At 34.2% G+C, this 18,450-nt stretch carries 17 protein-coding genes; 3 read left to right on the forward strand and 14 right to left on the reverse strand.

Annotation, left to right across the window (positions count from 1 at the left end; all coding sequences use genetic code 11):
* Positions 1-553: 553 nt before the first annotated feature.
* From NK356_RS12885 to NK356_RS12950, 14 genes are all read right to left on the reverse strand, one after another.
* Positions 554-1,234, reverse strand: coding sequence for a hypothetical protein (locus NK356_RS12885; RefSeq protein WP_253317164.1), 681 nt, complete (start codon positions 1,232-1,234; stop codon positions 554-556).
* A gap of 10 nt (positions 1,235-1,244) precedes the next feature.
* Positions 1,245-2,105, reverse strand: coding sequence for a dTDP-4-dehydrorhamnose reductase (gene rfbD / locus NK356_RS12890; protein ID WP_034692400.1), 861 nt, complete (start codon positions 2,103-2,105; stop codon positions 1,245-1,247).
* A gap of 47 nt (positions 2,106-2,152) precedes the next feature.
* The gene (locus NK356_RS12895; protein ID WP_253317165.1) at positions 2,153-2,638 is read right to left on the reverse strand and encodes a thioesterase family protein; all 486 of its coding nucleotides are present in this window, start codon (positions 2,636-2,638) and stop codon (positions 2,153-2,155) included.
* 70 nt (positions 2,639-2,708) lie between these two features.
* Complete coding sequence (locus NK356_RS12900) at positions 2,709-3,212, reverse strand: OmpH family outer membrane protein (protein WP_034692403.1); 504 nt, start codon at positions 3,210-3,212, stop codon at positions 2,709-2,711.
* Positions 3,213-3,277: 65 nt separating this feature from the next.
* Positions 3,278-3,832: an OmpH family outer membrane protein gene (locus NK356_RS12905; protein ID WP_079244001.1), complete on the reverse strand. Its 555-nt coding sequence runs from the start codon at positions 3,830-3,832 to the stop codon at positions 3,278-3,280.
* An 8-nt stretch (positions 3,833-3,840) separates the two neighbouring features.
* The gene (gene bamA / locus NK356_RS12910; RefSeq protein ID WP_253317166.1) at positions 3,841-6,375 is read right to left on the reverse strand and encodes an outer membrane protein assembly factor BamA; all 2,535 of its coding nucleotides are present in this window, start codon (positions 6,373-6,375) and stop codon (positions 3,841-3,843) included.
* A gap of 28 nt (positions 6,376-6,403) precedes the next feature.
* Positions 6,404-7,153 (reverse strand): isoprenyl transferase, encoded by a 750-nt coding sequence (locus NK356_RS12915; protein WP_034692407.1) that lies wholly within the window; start codon positions 7,151-7,153, stop codon positions 6,404-6,406.
* A 1-nt stretch (position 7,154) separates the two neighbouring features.
* Positions 7,155-8,045 carry a DUF6089 family protein gene (locus NK356_RS12920; protein ID WP_034692408.1) on the reverse strand — a complete coding sequence of 297 codons (891 nt, stop codon included), beginning with the start codon at positions 8,043-8,045 and terminating at the stop codon, positions 7,155-7,157.
* A gap of 213 nt (positions 8,046-8,258) precedes the next feature.
* The gene (locus NK356_RS12925) at positions 8,259-10,763 is read right to left on the reverse strand and encodes a polysaccharide biosynthesis tyrosine autokinase (RefSeq protein WP_253317167.1); all 2,505 of its coding nucleotides are present in this window, start codon (positions 10,761-10,763) and stop codon (positions 8,259-8,261) included.
* A 2-nt stretch (positions 10,764-10,765) separates the two neighbouring features.
* Positions 10,766-11,656: a polysaccharide biosynthesis/export family protein gene (locus tag NK356_RS12930; protein ID WP_034692411.1), complete on the reverse strand. Its 891-nt coding sequence runs from the start codon at positions 11,654-11,656 to the stop codon at positions 10,766-10,768.
* A gap of 34 nt (positions 11,657-11,690) precedes the next feature.
* A complete protein-coding gene (locus tag NK356_RS12935) occupies positions 11,691-12,809 on the reverse strand; it encodes a glycosyltransferase family 4 protein (RefSeq protein ID WP_034692413.1) in 1,119 nt (372 codons plus the stop codon).
* A gap of 114 nt (positions 12,810-12,923) precedes the next feature.
* Positions 12,924-13,925, reverse strand: a complete 1,002-nt coding sequence (locus NK356_RS12940) for a glycosyltransferase family 2 protein (RefSeq protein ID WP_034692415.1) — start codon at positions 13,923-13,925, stop codon at positions 12,924-12,926.
* Positions 13,926-13,928: 3 nt separating this feature from the next.
* Positions 13,929-14,999 carry a formimidoylglutamase gene (locus NK356_RS12945; protein ID WP_253317168.1) on the reverse strand — a complete coding sequence of 357 codons (1,071 nt, stop codon included), beginning with the start codon at positions 14,997-14,999 and terminating at the stop codon, positions 13,929-13,931.
* A gap of 181 nt (positions 15,000-15,180) precedes the next feature.
* Positions 15,181-15,567, reverse strand: a complete 387-nt coding sequence (locus NK356_RS12950) for a helix-turn-helix domain-containing protein (RefSeq protein ID WP_253317169.1) — start codon at positions 15,565-15,567, stop codon at positions 15,181-15,183.
* 174 nt (positions 15,568-15,741) lie between these two features.
* Between NK356_RS12950 and NK356_RS12955 the strand changes: the two genes are divergently transcribed.
* The 3 genes from NK356_RS12955 (at position 15,742) to NK356_RS12965 (ending at position 18,401) form a co-directional block, all read left to right on the forward strand.
* The gene (locus tag NK356_RS12955) at positions 15,742-17,286 is read left to right on the forward strand and encodes a hypothetical protein (protein WP_253317170.1); all 1,545 of its coding nucleotides are present in this window, start codon (positions 15,742-15,744) and stop codon (positions 17,284-17,286) included.
* Positions 17,287-17,311: 25 nt separating this feature from the next.
* Positions 17,312-17,800 carry a hypothetical protein gene (locus NK356_RS12960; RefSeq protein WP_253317171.1) on the forward strand — a complete coding sequence of 163 codons (489 nt, stop codon included), beginning with the start codon at positions 17,312-17,314 and terminating at the stop codon, positions 17,798-17,800.
* Between the two features lie 67 nt (positions 17,801-17,867).
* Entirely contained in the window at positions 17,868-18,401 is a 534-nt protein-coding gene (locus NK356_RS12965) for a hypothetical protein (protein WP_253317172.1), read from the forward strand.
* Positions 18,402-18,450 lie beyond the last annotated feature (49 nt).

The following is an 18,450-nucleotide window of genomic DNA, read 5'->3' on the forward strand; positions in this document are numbered from 1 at the left end:
TCGTTTTTCAGTGGGGCAAAGATAGAAACTTCACACACACTACGCAACTTTATTTAACATAAATTTCATATTGAAACAATATTTTACCCTAATCTACTGGAAGGCAGGGAGAAAAATTTTAAACATTTGTTTGGAGGATCGGGGGAGTGTGAGAGTGTGGGAGGGTTTGAGAGAGTGAGAGGGGATGATTCGAAGGGCGGGAGGCGGGGTTTTGGGGTGTGGAAGGATCAAAATAAGGGATATATAATAATAAGGATAGATGTAGGGTTGGGCTGAAGCCTGAGGATCGGAAAATTTTCATGAGAACAGGCTACTATTGATATATAATAAGATAAGGAGGGTTTCCAACAAAGCCTGTAAAAAGTCCGACTGGTCATACGTTTGGATTAAAGCCCAAGACAAAGATCATATAAAAGAAGAGGCTGTCTCCAAAAGTCTCCCTCTCTCGGACTCCTATTTAAGGAATTCTCCGAGCGTTGGTTTACCTTTTGACAGCCTCTTCGTATTGATGGTTTATATAGGTAAACCTATAATTGTTTAGTATAGACAGCTTCTAAGGTCTGCTTTCTTTATATATTACGCTCAAAAATTCAGCATAGGACTTCTCCAGACCAATAATATCTCCGGATTTCAGATTCAAACCTCCTACTCCTGAGTTATCTGGTTTTACTTTTAGAGAAGAAACCTGAAAATAGAGGTTGTCATCATTGGCTTTTGGTTGAACTTTCACTGTAGAACCTAAAAGCTTTTTGGTTGAGATGGTATAGATTTCTCCCGGAACAACTTTTAATTTCAAAAATGATCTGGGAGAGATTTTATAGTCTTTACGGTTGATGCTAATCTTTTGGTCTTTTTCAGAAGAGGCAAATATATACATGTCACCATGTGTAGCCGTTAATTTTTCTTTGGGTGTATAATATAAAGCTATTTTATAATTGGCAGCATTGAATGCCTGAGGTGTACCATCAACATTTTCGAAAGGTTTTAATTCAAATGTATTGGCACCAATTTCTTTTGCTTTTTTATATACCAAGGAAAATACGAGTGCATCATCTTTTGAAAAACCCTGTACTTCTACTTCCCCTAAATAAATAGCATCTGTAGCAGCAGCTTCTTTTCTTAATAAGAATTTATCTGAGTTGTCATTTGTTTTTTCAACTCTGGTCATATAAACATTCTGTGCATTCCACAGCTGGATACATAACACTGAAAAGAGGATTGCAATATTCTTCATATATATAGTATTAGTGTGAAAGGATCTCAACACATTCTTCAAGGCTGTTTTCCCAATGTTTGGGTTCTATTTTGTAAACTTCCTCTATTTTATCCAAAGACATGGTACTTCTTACAGGTCTTTTGGCGGGAGTTGGATACTGTTCGGTTGTTAATGGATTTAATTGTATTGATGACTTTGAAAATTCTGCAATTTTTTTTGCAAATTCAAACCAGGTTGTCTCCGGATAGTTTGAGAAATGGAAAATTCCATAGGTTTTCTGCGGTGCTTCAATAATCCTCATAATAGCTTCTGCCAAATCGTTTGCGTTAGTAGGCTGTCCAAACTGATCCGCAACGATTCCCAACTCTTCTTTTTGAGAGAAAAGGTTTAACATTGTTTTCACAAAGTTCTTATTAAATTCAGAATACAGCCATGAAGTTCTCAGAATGATTGTCTTTGGATTGATTTCCAGAGCAAGTTCTTCTCCTTCTCTTTTTGAAGCTCCATATACTCCAATCGGGTTTGTAAAGTCATCTTCAGAGTAAGGAAGGTTTGTGGTACCATCAAAAACATAATCTGTAGAAACATGGATCAGAACAGATTTATGATCTGCGCATGCCTGAGCAAGATGAGCTACTCCATCAGCATTTACGGCAAAGGCTTTATCTTTTTCCTTTTCCGCCAGATCAACTGCGGTGTAAGCGGAGGCATTGATGCAATAATCAGGTTTGTTATCATAAAAGAAATCATTCACCTGCTCTTCATTGGTAACGTTTAAAGTGGACGAGTCTGTAAATAAGAATTCATATAGATGTTCAAAATCCGGGGCAATCTTTTTTATGCAGTTTCCTAATTGTCCGTTACTCCCTATTACTGCTATTTTTTTCATTTGTTTATTATTAATTTTTAAATTGGAACCTTCAATAAGAAATGAGGTTAAGAGTTCTTGGCATTCTGAGATCTTAAAAACTTCACTCTTGACTGGAAGTCTTTTTGGATAAGATCCACATAAAATTTATCAAAAACCTCTTTGATATCTTCGGGATGAACTTCAGATTTTCTTGTTTTAACATTAAAATAAATAACGGTCACCCAAAGTACAGCATGAATTGTCTTTTCATCAAGGCTTTTCATCAGAATTTCGACTTTTGCCGTTCTATCCTGTACATCGATGGTCTTGCTGCTGATCACTACCTGTGTATTATATCTTACTTCTTTCAGATAGGCTATTTCATTTTGAATAGCAATCCAGGTACAGCCGGTTTGTTTGGTATATTCTTCATAGGTAAATCCATAAAATGTTTCTACATGATCTTCTCTGGCATTGAACATATACTCAAGATATTTTACATTATTCAGATGTCCGATTGGATCACAGTCACTAAACCTAACTTTGACCGTAGTTGATACTTCTTTTTCCATTCCGCAAAAATAAAAAAACCACCTCTAAAAGAGGTGGTTAGTTTTATAAATCTTTGTTAATTTGCTGAAATTATTGAATTCCTAGTTCTTTCTTCACAGCTGCAGTTGCGTCTGGTCCTGCTTTATAAAGGAATGCTGTTGAGTTTGCATCCATAATATAATCGTATCCGCTAGCTTTAGCTACTTTTTCTACTGCATCGTTTAGCTTTTTCTCAATTGGAGCGAAAGCTAAGTCTTGCTTAGACTGAAGATCTTTTTGAGCTTTTTCCTGCATTTGCTGGATTTCTTCAGCTAATTTTTTCATTTCTGCTTCTCTCGCGTTGTTTTCGTCAGCTGTTTTCTTAGGAGCTTCAGTTTGGTATTGCTGATATTTAGTTTGAGCTGCATCAGCTTTTTTCTTAATCTCAGCTTGTTTAGTATCTAAGAATGTTTTAAGATCAGCATCTGCTTTCTTTTTCTCCGGCATTGCGTTAAGAACTCCCATTACATCTAAAGTAGCAATTTTTTGAGCTTTTGCCATACCTACAGATACAACCATCATTACTGCTGCAAATAATACACTTAATTTTTTCATAACTGGTAAATAAATAATTTAATTTGTTTTTAGATTTTAAAATATAGCAAAAGTTAATTCTTTGATTATTTTTTGCCTTTGCTATTTGTTTTTTCCTTCTTGTCTGTCCCTTTTAATAGAATAGACAATACTTTTTCGGTGTAATCATATTTTGACTGAAGGAAAATAACACTAATGTTATTGCTTTTATCAAGAACTATGCCCAAGCCATTTTTTTCGGACATTGTTTTGATAGCTCCCCAAATCTGATCCTGAAAAGGCTGAACAAGATTTGTTCTCAGTTTTGTAATTTCACCGTTAGCTCCAAAACGTAAGCTTGTTGTTGTTTTAATATTTTTATCAAGATCGGTAACTTCTTTTTCTCTAAGTTTAAGCTGGTCACCTATCAATAAAACTTTTTCACTTTCAAAAGCAGCTTTTTTTCTTTCATATTCAGACTGAAGGCTTTGAAGTTCAGACTCCCAGGTATCGATCTGAGAATTCAACCTTGCTTCAGCTTCTTTATACTGAGGTAATTTATTCAAAATTTCATTAGTATCCACTACTCCGATTTTCTGGGCATTGTTCAACCCGAAAAGCAAGAGTAATGCGAACGTGAAAATTATTTTAAAGTGCTTCATAATTATAATTATAATGTTTGGTTCATCAAGAAGTGGTTTCTCCATCCAGACTTTTCACCAGAAATAGTTTTATCAAGACCTAGTGCAAAGTCAAATCCGATCAATCCAAATGCTCCCATATAAACTCTTACCCCAATTCCGACAGATCTTTTCAACTGGAATGGGCTGTAAGAACTCCATGAATTCCATACGTTACCTCCTTCAGCGAATGTCAAAGCATAGATTTTTGCAGTCTGGCTCATTGAGATCGGGTATCTTAATTCTAAAGTAAATCTGTTATAGATTGTACCTCCTCCTTTCTGTGTAATATCTTCTCCCTGACCTCCTTCTGTAGTGGCATTTTCATAACCTCTTAAAGGAATCAATTCTCTACCGTCATATCGACCTCCGAAAAGACCTGTTCCTCCCATATAGAATCTTTCGAATGGCGGAGCACCCAATTGGCTGTTATATCCGTCCATGAATCCCATTTCTGCAGAAGATCTCAAGACCAGTTTTCCAATGATTTCATTGTAAACATCAGCTTTAAACTTGATTTTATAGAATTCCATCCACTTATATTTGTCAATAGCTGACATTGTAGAGTAATCCTTTTTCTTAAACAATGAGTATGGAGGAGTCAGTTTTGCTGAAAGCTCGATATTGGATCCAGTTGTTGGGAAAATCGGGTCAATACCTGCAGAGTTTCTGCTCAGTCCTAAGTTGACACTGAAGTTATTGGCAGTACCATTATTTTCAGTGGAATCTCCAAACTGGAATGGATAGTTTTTGAAGTCATACTTCTGGAACTGTAGTCCAGTATAAAGAGAGAAATAGTCATCCGGCCAGTTCAATAGTCTGTTCAGACCTACTGAAGCAGAGAAGATGTTCAATTTCTGAGCGTCTCCATATTGATCTGTATATCTTACTCTTGAGTTATTCAAACTTACAGAAAGAGCTGTTGGTCTTGTACCAAATAGCCAAGGTTCTGTGAATGATACTCCATAGTTCTGGAAGTACTGTCCTGCCTGCACCTGAACTGAGAACGTTTGTCCGTCTCCCTGAGGTACTGGTTTGAAATCTTTAAACTTAAGAAAATTCTTTAATGAGAAGTTATTAAATGTCAATCCTAAAGTACCGATGAAACTGTTACCACCGTAACCTGCCTGTAGCTGAACCTGAGAAGATCCTTTTTCTACAAGTTTCCAATTGATATCTACGGTATTATCCACCTGATTTGGCTGGATATCCTGTCCGATTTGCTGAGGGTCAAAGAATGACATCCCTGCTAAATCGAAATAGGTTCTCTTAATTTCTGTTTTCTTGAATAGCTCTCCTGGTTTTGTTCTTAGTGCTCTAAGAATTACATGGTCATGGGTTGTTGTATTCCCCTGCCATGTTACTTTATTCCAGGTAGCCTGCTCTCCTTCATTAATTCTTACTTCAAGGTTTACGGCATCTCCTGCTACTGATTTTTCAACAGGTGTTACGTTTGAGAAAAGGTAACCATTGTTCATGTAAACAGATTTAATATCCGAATCATCCTCTTTACCACCGTCTTCACCAACTTTTTTGTTGAAACCTACAGCATCGTAAATATCACCTTTCTTATATCCTAATAATCTCTGTAAGTATTCTGTAGAGTATACAGTATTACCCGTGAATGTAACATCCCCGATATAATATTTTTTACCCTCGCTAAGTTTTACATTGATTTCGTAATTATTTCTTTTGTTTCTCCATACTGAATCTGAAACAATTTTAGCGTCTCTGTATCCAAGGGAGTTGTAATAACTGATAAGACTTTGCTTGTCTTCCTGATATTTATCTTCAATGAATTTTGAGGACTTCAAAATACCACCAATACCGAAACGTTTTTGCTTAGTTTCTTTGAAAGCTTTATTTCTAAGTTTTCTATCGGTTACATTCTCGTTTCCTTCAAATTCAATATGATCAATTTTGATTCTTTTACCCTTATCAACATTAATTGTCCAGTCTACCAACGCAGGATCTCCTGCATTTACCTTATCCTGAATAGTGATTTTAGCATCTGCAAAACCTTTTTTGATATAGTCTTTAGGGACATGGGTTTTAAGGCTTGAAACTAAGTTCTGAGTAATCTTAGTTCCTGGTTTAAGGTTGTTATCCTTTGCCAGTTTTTCACTTTTAGATTTACCGATTCCTTTTCCTGCAAATTTCACTTCTCCAAGTTCTTTCAGATCCTGTAGATGAAATTTCAGAACAATCGTTTGTCCTTCAATAATTTGAACGTAAACTTCCACTTCAGAAAAAGATTGGGTATCCCAAAGCTTTTTTACAGCATTGCTGATTTTCTGTCCCGGAATGTCTACACTTTCTCCTTTTGTAAGGCCCGTAAATCTTAAGATCTGAGCTGGTGTATATTTTTTTACCCCATCTACAACGATGTCTTTAAGTGTATAAGTTCCTGCCTCATTTTCTGCATGTACAGCATTATTTACTTTTGTGCTGTCTTGTGGAGTTACTTGTCCATAAAAATGTGCAGAAGCAGCAAACATAATGATGGGTAATAGTCTAAACTTCATTTTATCGAGTCTTTCTTTTCTTAAAATTTTATTGGCCTTTCACCTGTTCGCCGGTTAAACCATATCTTCTTTCCTTGTTTTGATAATCAACAATACATTGGAAGAAAATATCTTTGGTGAAATCCGGCCACAGCACATTTAAAAACTGTAATTCTGCATAAGCAATCTGCCAAAGCAGGAAGTTGCTTATCCTTATTTCGCCGCTGGTTCTGATCAGTAAATCTACAGGAGGAAAATCTTTTGTATATAGATAGTTTTCGAATAAACTTTCGTTTATATTTTCTATCTCTACTTTTCCTTCTTTTACATCAGAACTTATATTTTTTACGGCTTCCAGTATTTCATTTTGTGAGCCATAGCTAATAGCCAATACAAGGTTTCCTTTTGTGTTTTCTTTTGTAAGCTCTACCACACGTTCCAACTGCTCTTTTACTAATGTAGGCAGTTTCTCAAGATTCCCTATAACATGCATTCTCAATCCTTTGCTGAAGATCTCTTCTGCTTCCAGCAGTAAGGTCTCTACCAACAGATTCATAAGGGTATTCACTTCTTCACTTGGACGATTCCAATTTTCTGAAGAGAATGTATACAGTGTTAAATAAGGGATATTAATCTCATTACATGCATTAATAGCATTTCTTACTGCATTAATGGCATTTTTGTGACCGAAAGTTCTTTCTTCGCCACGAGATTTTGCCCATCTTCCATTACCATCCATAATGATGGCTACGTGTTTTGGTAAATTCTCAGAATTTATTTTTTCTTTAATCAACGACATATTATTCACAATAACATGGAGGTCTTCCGAACGAATATGTAAGTCCTAAACTGAAAGTATTTATCCAGTCGTTGGATCTTCCATCTCCAATATTTCTCTTTTTAATAAACTCTGCTTCTCTTTCTTTAGAAACCGCATAATAATTTCCTGACTGTAATAATGACCCACCTGTAGCGGGATCCAAAATATCAGCATTAAAAGAAGTTTTTACATCTTTGGAAAGGATCTTACTATGATCCAACTGATCCGTCAATGTATATCTGAATGTAGCTTCTGCAAATATAGCCCAGGAATGGTTGAATTTATACTTCAGACCCACCCCAAAAGGAATATGCATTGTTACTTTTTTCCCTAATGAATAATCTGTGGTGGTTGTAAAATCCAATTCATTGATCGGAGCCAGTGCCACACCATCAGCATCTCTCCTGAAATCATTCACAAGAGTAGCTTTAGGAGCATCAAACATCAAAGCACCGATACCTCCGAAGATGTAAGGGCTCAGCATGCTGATCTGCTCGTTATTTACAGGGAAAAAGTTATATTCAAACATTAAACTCGCCTCATACACATTGTTTTTTCCGTATGAGTTTCTATTTCTTCTATAATCCTCTTTCGCCGCTTTATCACTAAACTGAATCTGATTGTATCCCAAATCCAATCTAACGGTCTGATGCGGGTTAAAATTAAATCTGTATAATAAACCACCATAAAATGGGATGCCCCAATCTGACGCTCTGCTTAAATCCAACGGCTTCTGTAAAATATAATTTGTCCTTCCTACATCTCCCACTAGGTTACTCATACCTAGACGAACTCCCAATTCGTTTCTTTGTGCTTTAACACTTACCACTCCAAGGAAGGCAAGGAAGCTAAACAATAATTTTTTATTCATAAAAGAATATGGATTTATGGTTATTTTAAAATTTAATTTTTGCAAATATAAAACATTTTTATATTAATGATAATCTTAATGTTTAGTTAAAAATAAACAAAAAAACATAATTTGTTATAAAGTAAACGGCAAAGTGGCAAAAATATTCTTTTTTTCATAGAATGAAAATACTTTAAATATGAAAAAACCCCCATTAAATGAGGGTTTAATGCTTTATTTTTTATTGAATAATACCTGTACTTTATTTCTGATCCTTATTAATAAAGGTTCTTTATAATTTTTATCTTCATCAAAATATCCGTAACCATAACCATATCCGTAGCCGTAACCGTAGCCATATCCGTAGCCTTGTTTGGTGTTATAGTCATTATAAACAAGTCCTAAATTACTAACTTCATCATTATGATACTTTTCAGTAATCATTTTCAGCATATACTTTTCTGTATATTCATGGCGTACTACATAAATATTAGTATCAGAATATTTCATCAGCTCATATGAGTCAGCCACAAGACCTACAGGTGGTGAATCTATAATAATGAAATCATATTTTTCTTTAAGTTCTTCTATAAATCTGATATTTTTCTGGCTCATTAAAAGCTCAGATGGGTTTGGTGGGATAGGACCTGAAGTAGCAACATCAAGATTAGGAATCTTGGTTTTGTTAATAATCTGGTCAATATCTACTTCTCCTGTAAGATAATTTGAGATCCCATATTTATTATCAATCTTAAAGTCTCCAAAGATTTTTGGTTTTCTAAGATCCATTCCTAATAAGATTGTTTTTTTATCACTCAATCCTATTACAGATGCCAAATTGATAGAAATATAAGTTTTTCCTTCTCCTCCAATGGATGATGTGATCAAAATAACTTTACCTTTTTCACTTTCATTATCCATTAAGAATCTCATATTTGCTCTTATTCCTCTGAAAGCCTCAGATACAGATGATTTTGGCTGTTCCAGAACGGTAAGCATATTTTCATTGCTGTTATTTCCTATTACTCCAAGAAGTGGAATTTTCGTAGCACTTAACAGCTCTTTGATATTTCTGATTTTACTGTCTAATACTTCACCCACAAAGATAAACAGTAATGGAAGTAGCAGTAACCCAGAGATAATAGCAGTCTTTGCTAGCTTTACATTAGGTCCGATAGCCCTTTGTCCCAGGTTTTTAGCAGGGTCAATCACAGTAATATCAGATTGGTTGGTAGCCATTCTCATCTTCGTATCACTCTGTCTTCCCAAGAGACTATTATAAGTAGCCTCAATCATATTATATCCTCTCTCTGCATCCAAATATCTTCTTTCTTTTTCAGGATAAGAAGCTAAATCTGAGTTGGCACCTGAAATATCACGATCAATTTTGTTGATCTCGTCATAATATCTGCTATAATATCCTCTTAAGCTGTTTGATGATCCCGTTCTTGCTTCATCAATAAGCCTGTTGATTTCTCTCATTGGCTCTGATGAAGGCTTATAGATGGAAGCCATTTCTGCTCTTTTGGTATATAAAGCTTTAAGTTCAGAGACTGTTGCTGAGAATACTCCATCTTCAAAACCTGCGGCATTGGTTCCAATCATTTTATCAAAATTCTGGGACTGCAGCGTGTTTTTTATATTGTTAAGTGAATTGATTTTGCTTATGATATCTGCTTTTCTAGCCTCCAGTTCTTTTATTTTTTCAAGAGATTTTTCATCTCTGTCTTTAATGTTATAAAGTTTTTCCGAGGTTTTTAAATAATTCAGCACATTAGCACTTGAATCAAGCTTTTTGCGGATATTATCCAGATTGTCTTTTAAAAAGATGTCTGTGTTCTTATTAACCACATTTTTATCAGCCAATCTCTTTTTCTGTAATTCTGCAACAGATTTATTAAGGAAATTAACTGTACTATTAAGATTATATCCTTTTTTGGTAATAATCATAATAGATCTGATTTCTTTATCAAAGTCAACACCTGTAGTCGAAACAATTTCATTCACACTCTCATTTACAGAACTCAGGTTTACAATGATATTATCCAGTTTGATTTTAGTAGGTACTGGATTTCTAATAAGCCTGAATCTCAGGTTAGGAGAATTGTACCACTCATTGATTTTAATGATTTTATCAGCGGGTCTGCCATATGAGTTGATGCTCTGAAAGCCTTCAACTTCATAATTGTATAAGTTTGTAGATTCGCCTTCTTCGGGTAAAACTACTTGATATGCTCCATCTCCTTTTGGCATCAGGGTAATAGGATAATTAATCTGTTGAAGATGTTTTTTATCAATCTGAAGAAAAACAGGTGAATCATCTTTATCCAGGTAAGTAGATTTTATCAGTCCTTTGGTAGAATAATTAACAAAAAGATCCAGTTCTTTTACCAAAAACTCGTTATGTGATCTGGATAAAAGCATTTTCTTCAGATAAAGCCCATCCTGATTTCCGGTATCACCCCAAATGAAATTGATCGATTGATTATTCTGTGTTGGTAAAAACTCAGACCCTTTGCTGGAAGTACTTAATGACAAGTCTGATGCATAAATATTTTGTGCATAGTAATGCGTGTATCCCCATGCAAGCCCATAGCCGATAAAAAACATGAATACAAACCAATACCAGTTCTTAAGAATCCTTCTTAAAAAGTGCTCTAAATCAAATAATGCAAATGATCCATACTTTTCTTTCTGAGAATTATTCTTCTCTGCAGCGTTTACTCTTTCTGGAATCATGACTAAAGATTTTTAAGAAGTAAATAAATAGACAATGCTGTAGTAATCACCGAAACTCCTGTTGTTAAAGTCTGAATAGGATCTTTTCCGAATCCATTTAAGCTCTTTGCTCTGGTGTTCAAATAGATTTCATCTCCATTCTGTACATAGTAGAAAGGTGAATTCATAAGATCTTCGCGGGTAAGATCTATTTTGGCAATTTTGATTCCTTCAGGAAGTTTTCTGTGGATAACGATCTCTTTCTTATCGATCGTTCTGTTCAGTCCGCCATTAATAGCCAAAGCCTCAGTAATGGTAAGGGTATTTTTATGAGCTACTTTCTCTCCTGAAAGGCCTGTAGTTTCTACGTCACCAAGAATATAATAAGTAATACCATCTGTATTTAAACGTACTTCAGACTTACCTTCCTGGAAGTTTTCATTTACTTTTTCCTGAATTTCTTTTCTAATATCCTCTAATGTTCTCCCTTCGGCTTTTACATAGCCAATTCCAAAAACATTGACATCTCCGTTGGAGTCAACCTTGAGCCCATTAAAATAAAAATTCATGTTTCCTCCTCTGCTTGCTCCAGAGGTAGTACCAATTCCTCCTCCCACAGAACCTCCACCTGATATAGCAGGGCTTGTTGCTGTTCCAGCTCCAGTTCCTATTCCTCCGGAGGAATTGTAAGAGGAATAAAACTGTGCAGCATCTCCTTTGGGAGTTGTTACAATGTTAAGATTAAGGATATCATTTTTGGTAATCCTGTATACAGGAATATTGTAGGGAACGAGCCCTTCTTCATTAATTACAAGACTCTCACTTGGCTGTAAGTATCTTACATCCTTTGTTGTAATACATGAGGTAACTAAAAGAGGGAATATTAAAAATAAATATTTAAAGTTTTTCATCATATATAATATTGTTTACAAAAGTAATATTTAATTGTTAATTTTTGTTATTTCTTAATCGATATAGCAAATCTGGCAGATAAGCACCAAAAAAACCTATTGAAAGAATCACCAATAATAAAAGATTGACATTAATATGTCTTAAATAATAAGCTATTCCAACAATCATCAAATAGTAAAGGATAATATAAAAAGTTGATCTCCTATGGGTAAGGTTCAATTTCAACAGTTTATGATGAATATGGTTTTTATCGGCATCAAATGGGGATTTTTTATTGTAAAGCCTGATCATGATTACATTTAAAGTATCCACGATCGGAAGAATCAAGATAGCTACCGCTACTACAGGAGCAGACTGAAGGTGATATCTTGGAACATCAATGAGTTTCTTATCTATAAAAATATCTATAAAACAAATGGATGTAAAAGCTAACAAAAAGCCAAGGAGCATAGATCCTGTATCTCCCATAAATATTTTGTGGGTACGGTAATTTGACAAATTATAATACAAAAATGCCAGTACAGTTCCTATAATAACAACGGATAACACTACCAGTGGATAGTTATACTCTCCTAAGCGATAATAACTGATTCCAAATAAAGCACTGCAGATCACAGAATAACCACCTGCCAGCCCGTCTATCCCGTCAATCAGGTTGAATGCATTAATCAGAATAATAAATGTTACAATACTGAATATTATACTTACGAAATACTCCAGCTCGTATACTCCGAAGATTCCGAATAAGCTTCTGATTCTGATATCCGAGCCTATAACAATCAGGGAAGACACAACAATTTGGGCAACAAGTTTTTTGTAAGCCCTCATTACAACAATATCATCCATTACGCCCACATAGAGCAGGATAATTAATGAAGCAAATAAAAATTTGTAGAGATCAAATAACTCATAGGCAAAAATAGAGGCACAGATTCCTATGGAATAAAAGATGGCAATACCTCCCAGGTTGGGAATTTCTCTAAGATGCGAGCTTCTTATCCCAGGCTCATCCATCAGATTCTTTCTTCTTGAAATCTTGACAATGGTAGGAATAGAGAAAAATGTAATTAAAAAGGAGAACACGAAGCCTAGCCCTATTTTTATATAGAAAATAGGTATTCCCGATCCGCCTAAGAACAATTCAAAATTTTTCATTCTTTTCTTATTCAGCACTTGTATCTCCTAAATAAAAAATCATAATACAGAACTTACAAGCACGTCATTATCATTTTCTATTGACCGAAACAATAGTACTTACATTTGTGTTTACTAAATCAATTTTCTTATCAATCTTTTCTGCCCCGCAAAAAACAACAGATAAAAAATCTTTTTCTTCAAGGGCAAAGATAAAAGATAATTCTTACCAAAACGACTATACTTCAATATATCTTGAATTTTTATTTGTCTTTCCTTCATAAAAAGAACTAATTGATCCGACATACTATAAAATATTTCTTCTTTTTTAACAAAGGCCAGATAGGCCAAAAATGAGTAAACCCCTTCAAAAATCTGAAAATTTTTCAACTCTTCTTTTTTGTAGGAATATGGGGATTTACTGAATATTTTTTCCACATCAGACACGGCTTTTAACATATCAAGTCCCTTTTCTGTGTGGGTTTTTGTAATAGAATCAGTACGTTCAAGGTACTGGTAATGGAAATTCTGAGTCTGCGCGATGATTTCACATTCCAACAAAAGCTGTGGAATAAGCTGAATATCCTCAAAATGAACTCCTTTTTTAAATCTTTTCTGATTAAAAAGTTCTTTTTTAAACAGCTTATTACATGCGAAATAGCTGATATCCGAAAAAACAGAAAAATAATCTCCAAGTACTATTTTCTCAGGCATATTGGGAAGCTGAGTCAGTTTTTGGATAATTTTCCCATTTTCATCTACTTTCTGAATATTACAGATCACCATCTTCGCTCGGTGTTTTTCTGCTAAAAGAAGCATTTCTTCAAACATGGTTTCGGTGACATAATCATCACTGTCTACAAAACCGATGTAATCACCGGTAGCCTTATCAATTCCAAAATTACGGGCATCACTTAGACCTCCGTTTTCTTTGGTAAAAGCTTTTATTTTATCCGGATATTTTTGTACAAATTCTTTAATTATTTGTTCAGAGTTATCTTTACTTCCGTCATTCACTACAAGAATCTCAATATCAGGAAGACTTTGCTTCACCAGGGAATCAAGGCATTTTGTCAAATAATTTTCGACATTATAAACGGGAACAATAATGGATACTCTTGAGGGAACATTTGTCATACATTAAATTTTCGTCAGTCTTGCATTCAGCCAGCCTTTTTTAGCTTCATCAAAATCCTTTCTGGAGCAGGGAATGCAGTTTTCTATATTTTCATCATCACCAAAATACCACAAATTACTGAAAGTATCACGCCTGAATGCATATTGTCTGTCATCTACCAAAACATAGAACAGCTCATAATGTCTTTCTTTCGGGTGAGAATGCTGGATATTGATTCCTTCAATCAGATACCATAGCATTTGTGCTAAAAGCTGATGGTTCAGCTGGTTCTCTGAATAAATATTATAATTAAAAATCCCAACAGATTTCAGATTTTCACTCAATCCGATTTCTTTCATATAGGCACAGATTTCTCTTCTGTTCAAACCATTTACTTGAGGATTCATTGAAAAAGGTTCACTAAAGCTTTCAATAGCATCACAATTTACAGTTACCAGATCTGCTTTTCTGAAGAAAGGCTCTGTTTTTTCTGTAGAATTCATCATTTCAGCCAGTCGGATAATATCAAACTCTACTTCTTTGATCAGCCTTACAGAATCCATTTCATTCAAATGTTTCTGGTAACCCAGATGGTGATAATTTTTAATGGAGAAATTCTTGGCTCCGAAAATCTTGCTTAAAAAAGTATGCTCATTGATTGTCTCCCCTTGTTGAAGGGAAATAATATTACTGATCTGGGTATAATTAATGCTTTTCTTATGGAAATTCAATGCTGAAAATAATGAAAAAGCAAAATCATTGGAACCACCGATAATCACCGGAATAGCTCTTTTATAATGACATGCCGACAATACTTCCTGTAAGATATAATGAGTATCCTGAACAGATTTTCCGGATACCAAATCTCCAAGATCTACAACAGGAATTTCGAAGTCCATCTGCGAAAGCTTATAAAATTCTTTTCTTACTGCCGTAAAATCCTGTACTTCCGCATCTCCGCCTGCTCCTCTATAATCTGACACAAACAAAAGAACAATACTGTCTTCTCTGATATCTTTTGTAATCCGATTTCCTATCTGCCAGCTTTCTGTTTTGAAATTTCTTGGTGAAATGATAAAGTCTTCGAAATCCATATTTTAATTTAAAATGTAATAATTGATTAATCGCTTGATGTAACAAACATACAAAAAACATAGGAACTGAGTAGAATGTGGTATATTTTGTTCATAAAAAAGCCGTCAAAAAATTGTTAACGGCTGGTATTTTTAAAGAACTCAATCCTTTTCCTGTTAATTTCTGAAACATAGAAAATTCCTAATTGTTTGCTTCTGCTTTATTCTTCCAATATTCTGCAAGGTTTTTCAGTTCCTGATTTCTATCCTGAAGATCTTTGATACGGGCTTCATATTGTTCTACTAGTTTATCTGAAATATAATTATTTATTGTAGTAACCTTACTAATTGCACTAGCATCACCCAAGGTGTTATTAGAAATACTATCCCCAGTTTCCTCTTTCATTAAGTTATAAATATCCGTTTCATAAAATTCTGAAATTTTTAAAAGATTATCTATCCCTGGTTCAGTCTGATCACTTTCCCATTTCCCATATGCTGTTTGCGAAACATCAAACTCTACCACTACCTGCATCTGAGAAAGATTTCTATTGGTTCTCAATTCACGAAGTTTAGTTCCTAAAGACATATTCTAATAATTTTCAGCTAATTTACTATTTTTTGTTATCTAAATTTAAAACTTTTGTTTTGGATTTTAAAACATTGGTTGTTGTACAGAATCAAAACTTTAAATAACATTGCAAAAATTATCACGCCAGCGTGACAAGAAATATTATATTTAACTACTTAAAAAAACAAAATCATGATGAAAAAAGTATTTTCGTGGTTGTTACTGGTAACAACCTTGAGTCTTACCCTGCAATCCTGCAGAAATGATTATTTCCCCGACCAGCAGGAAGCTTCTACTATCAATAATGCTTTCCGGTATACCTATAAAAGGATTTCTTTAGAGGAAAGTAAGCACAAAATAAACCTTGTTCCTGAATTGCAAAAGATTAATGAAAAGCTTAAAACTCTGGAAACCTTTAATTTAGGAAAATCTGTAAAATACAATAACGGAGTATCTGTGAATACAGATGATGTGATCTACATAGAGCGCGGAACGAATGTACACAGCTATACATTTCAACTGACAAGGGACAATGCTTCTGTGAATGCTCCTTTGGAAAACCTTGTATTAAGCCTATTACCTGATGGAACTTACAAAGAACTTTTAATTACCTATCATTTTACACCACAGGAAAAAGAAGTTCTGGCAAATGGAGGTTCCGTTGACACGAAAGGTAAACTGGCTATAGAAGAACTCAACCCAGGAACATATAATGGATTAGTAGGAAAGTCTGATATATCTTGTGAATGGATTGAAGAATCTTATTATACTGCCTGTAGTGAAGGTCAGCATTTTAATGGGGAACTTCCAAAAACGCAAGGAGGTCCTTGCAAAGCAGATCAACCTTCAACGAAAGTGACCGTAGTAATCCATCGATGTAAAGCTCTCCCAGCTTCTACAGCATTGGGAGATGATGGAACTGGTGGCGGTGGTGGACCTTTTGGAGGGTCAGGAGGAAACAATAATGGTACTCCTACAATACCTAATCTACCACTTGATAGTAAAGACCCTTGTAAAAAAGCAAAAACACCTACAAATAATGTTAATACCCTTTTACATACATCTACAATATCTTCTGAGTTAGGTGCTTTAAAACAACATGCAACAAATGATCATTATGAATACGGAACGGCAATTATAAGTACAGGTACAAGTATTATAGCACAAGATCCATATTCAAGCAATGACCCTAATGATCCCGGTCATGTTTCAATAATTATTCCCTCCATAGGAGATTATCTCGCCTCTGCACACTCACACCCTAGTCATGGCGCTCCACCTCCTTCTGTAAGAGACCTATACAACACTCTTCAAAGTAGTCAACAATACCTTACATTTCAGTCATCATTTGTATTCAGCAGTAATGGAACAATATATGCATTTGTAATTACAGATAGAGATAAAGCAATAGAATTTTTGGCTACATATCCATTTTCAAGTAATACTACAAACGAAGGGAGAATTTTTAATGATAAATCAGAAGTGGGTAAAGATTTTCTTGAAATATTAGACAACTATATGACAGGAAGATTACCTGCATATTCTGGGAATAGCCAAACTGATGGTTTAGAATCAGGCTATGCATATATTCTTGAAAAGTATAATAGTGGTATTAGTTTAGCTAAAACTGATGGAAACGGAAACTTAAAAGCACTTTCGTCCACACCTTTTGAATATATAATTCCCGCATCTGGTGGAAAAAAGATAACAGGCTATAAGGCACAACCATGCCCATAATATTTAACTATCAAATATTATCATTATGAAAACAAAAAAAATATTTATACTCCTAATTACAATTATTTCTTTTACTTTTTTTAAATCACAAACAAGTCAGCCAATTACAATGGTAGATTATCCTAATTTTTATAACCAAACGATAAGTAACTTAAACAATATCATTCCCAATAAAACAAATTATTATAATCAACCTCTTTCAGTTTTTTTACAAAACTTATCTCAAAATAACCTGTCGATACAGTCTTATTATCCGGATAGTGGATATCTAAGATTAATGTTTGTTGGCGATGCAGAAACAAGGTCTGAAATTCGCAAAAAAGATTATGCTAACCCTTATATAGATATTTATTTCACTCAAACATTTGACTTCCAACAAGCAACAGCAATTATTAATCAATATCATTGGTTTTGGAATACAACTGCTGAAAATTTTTACAAAAGTTTAATTATAAAAAATATCACGTTTTGGGATACAAATGGTTTAACAAATAAAAATGGAGGACCTCAATAATTGAATACTGCCAAAACAATAATATAAAGCCTCCAAGTTTGGAGGTTTTATTTTCTAAATACAAACTATGAAAAATATATACCTGCTTATATCTACTCTTTTTCTTGTAAGTTGTATTTCAAACAATCATTCAATTACTTATTTTCTTTCACCAGGAATAGAAAACATAGAAGTGTTTCCAACAAATGAAAAGGATTCAGCAAAAATTCGGGAAATAAATTCAGCAATTGAGAAAAGCTTAGAAAAATGTAAACAAGAAAAAAATAAGGAATGTATAGATGACAGGGATATAATGACAATGTATGCAAAATTCCCAAAAGGAATTTCTAATTTCAGAGTGGTTTTGTTTAATAATTTAAAACTCCCAAAAAATACTACAACTGGTGAAAACCGTATTCTCGTCACCATTGGAACAGAAAATAAATTAGAAAATATTGAAATACTTAAATACACTGATCAGGAGACTAAAAAATCTATTAAAACAGCGTTCAAATTAAAAGAATTAAATACATGGGAATCTGCAAGCATTTATGGAATTCCTGTGAAAGAAAAATTTGAAATAAGTATTTTCATAGAAAACAAAAAGATTACCCATTATTAAGCTGTCCTTTTATGTTCAAAATCTTGTCAACATTGTATCTTGTCGTTTA

Source organism: Chryseobacterium sp. S0630, from assembly GCF_024158915.1.
Classification (GTDB): Bacteria; Bacteroidota; Bacteroidia; order Flavobacteriales; family Weeksellaceae; genus Chryseobacterium.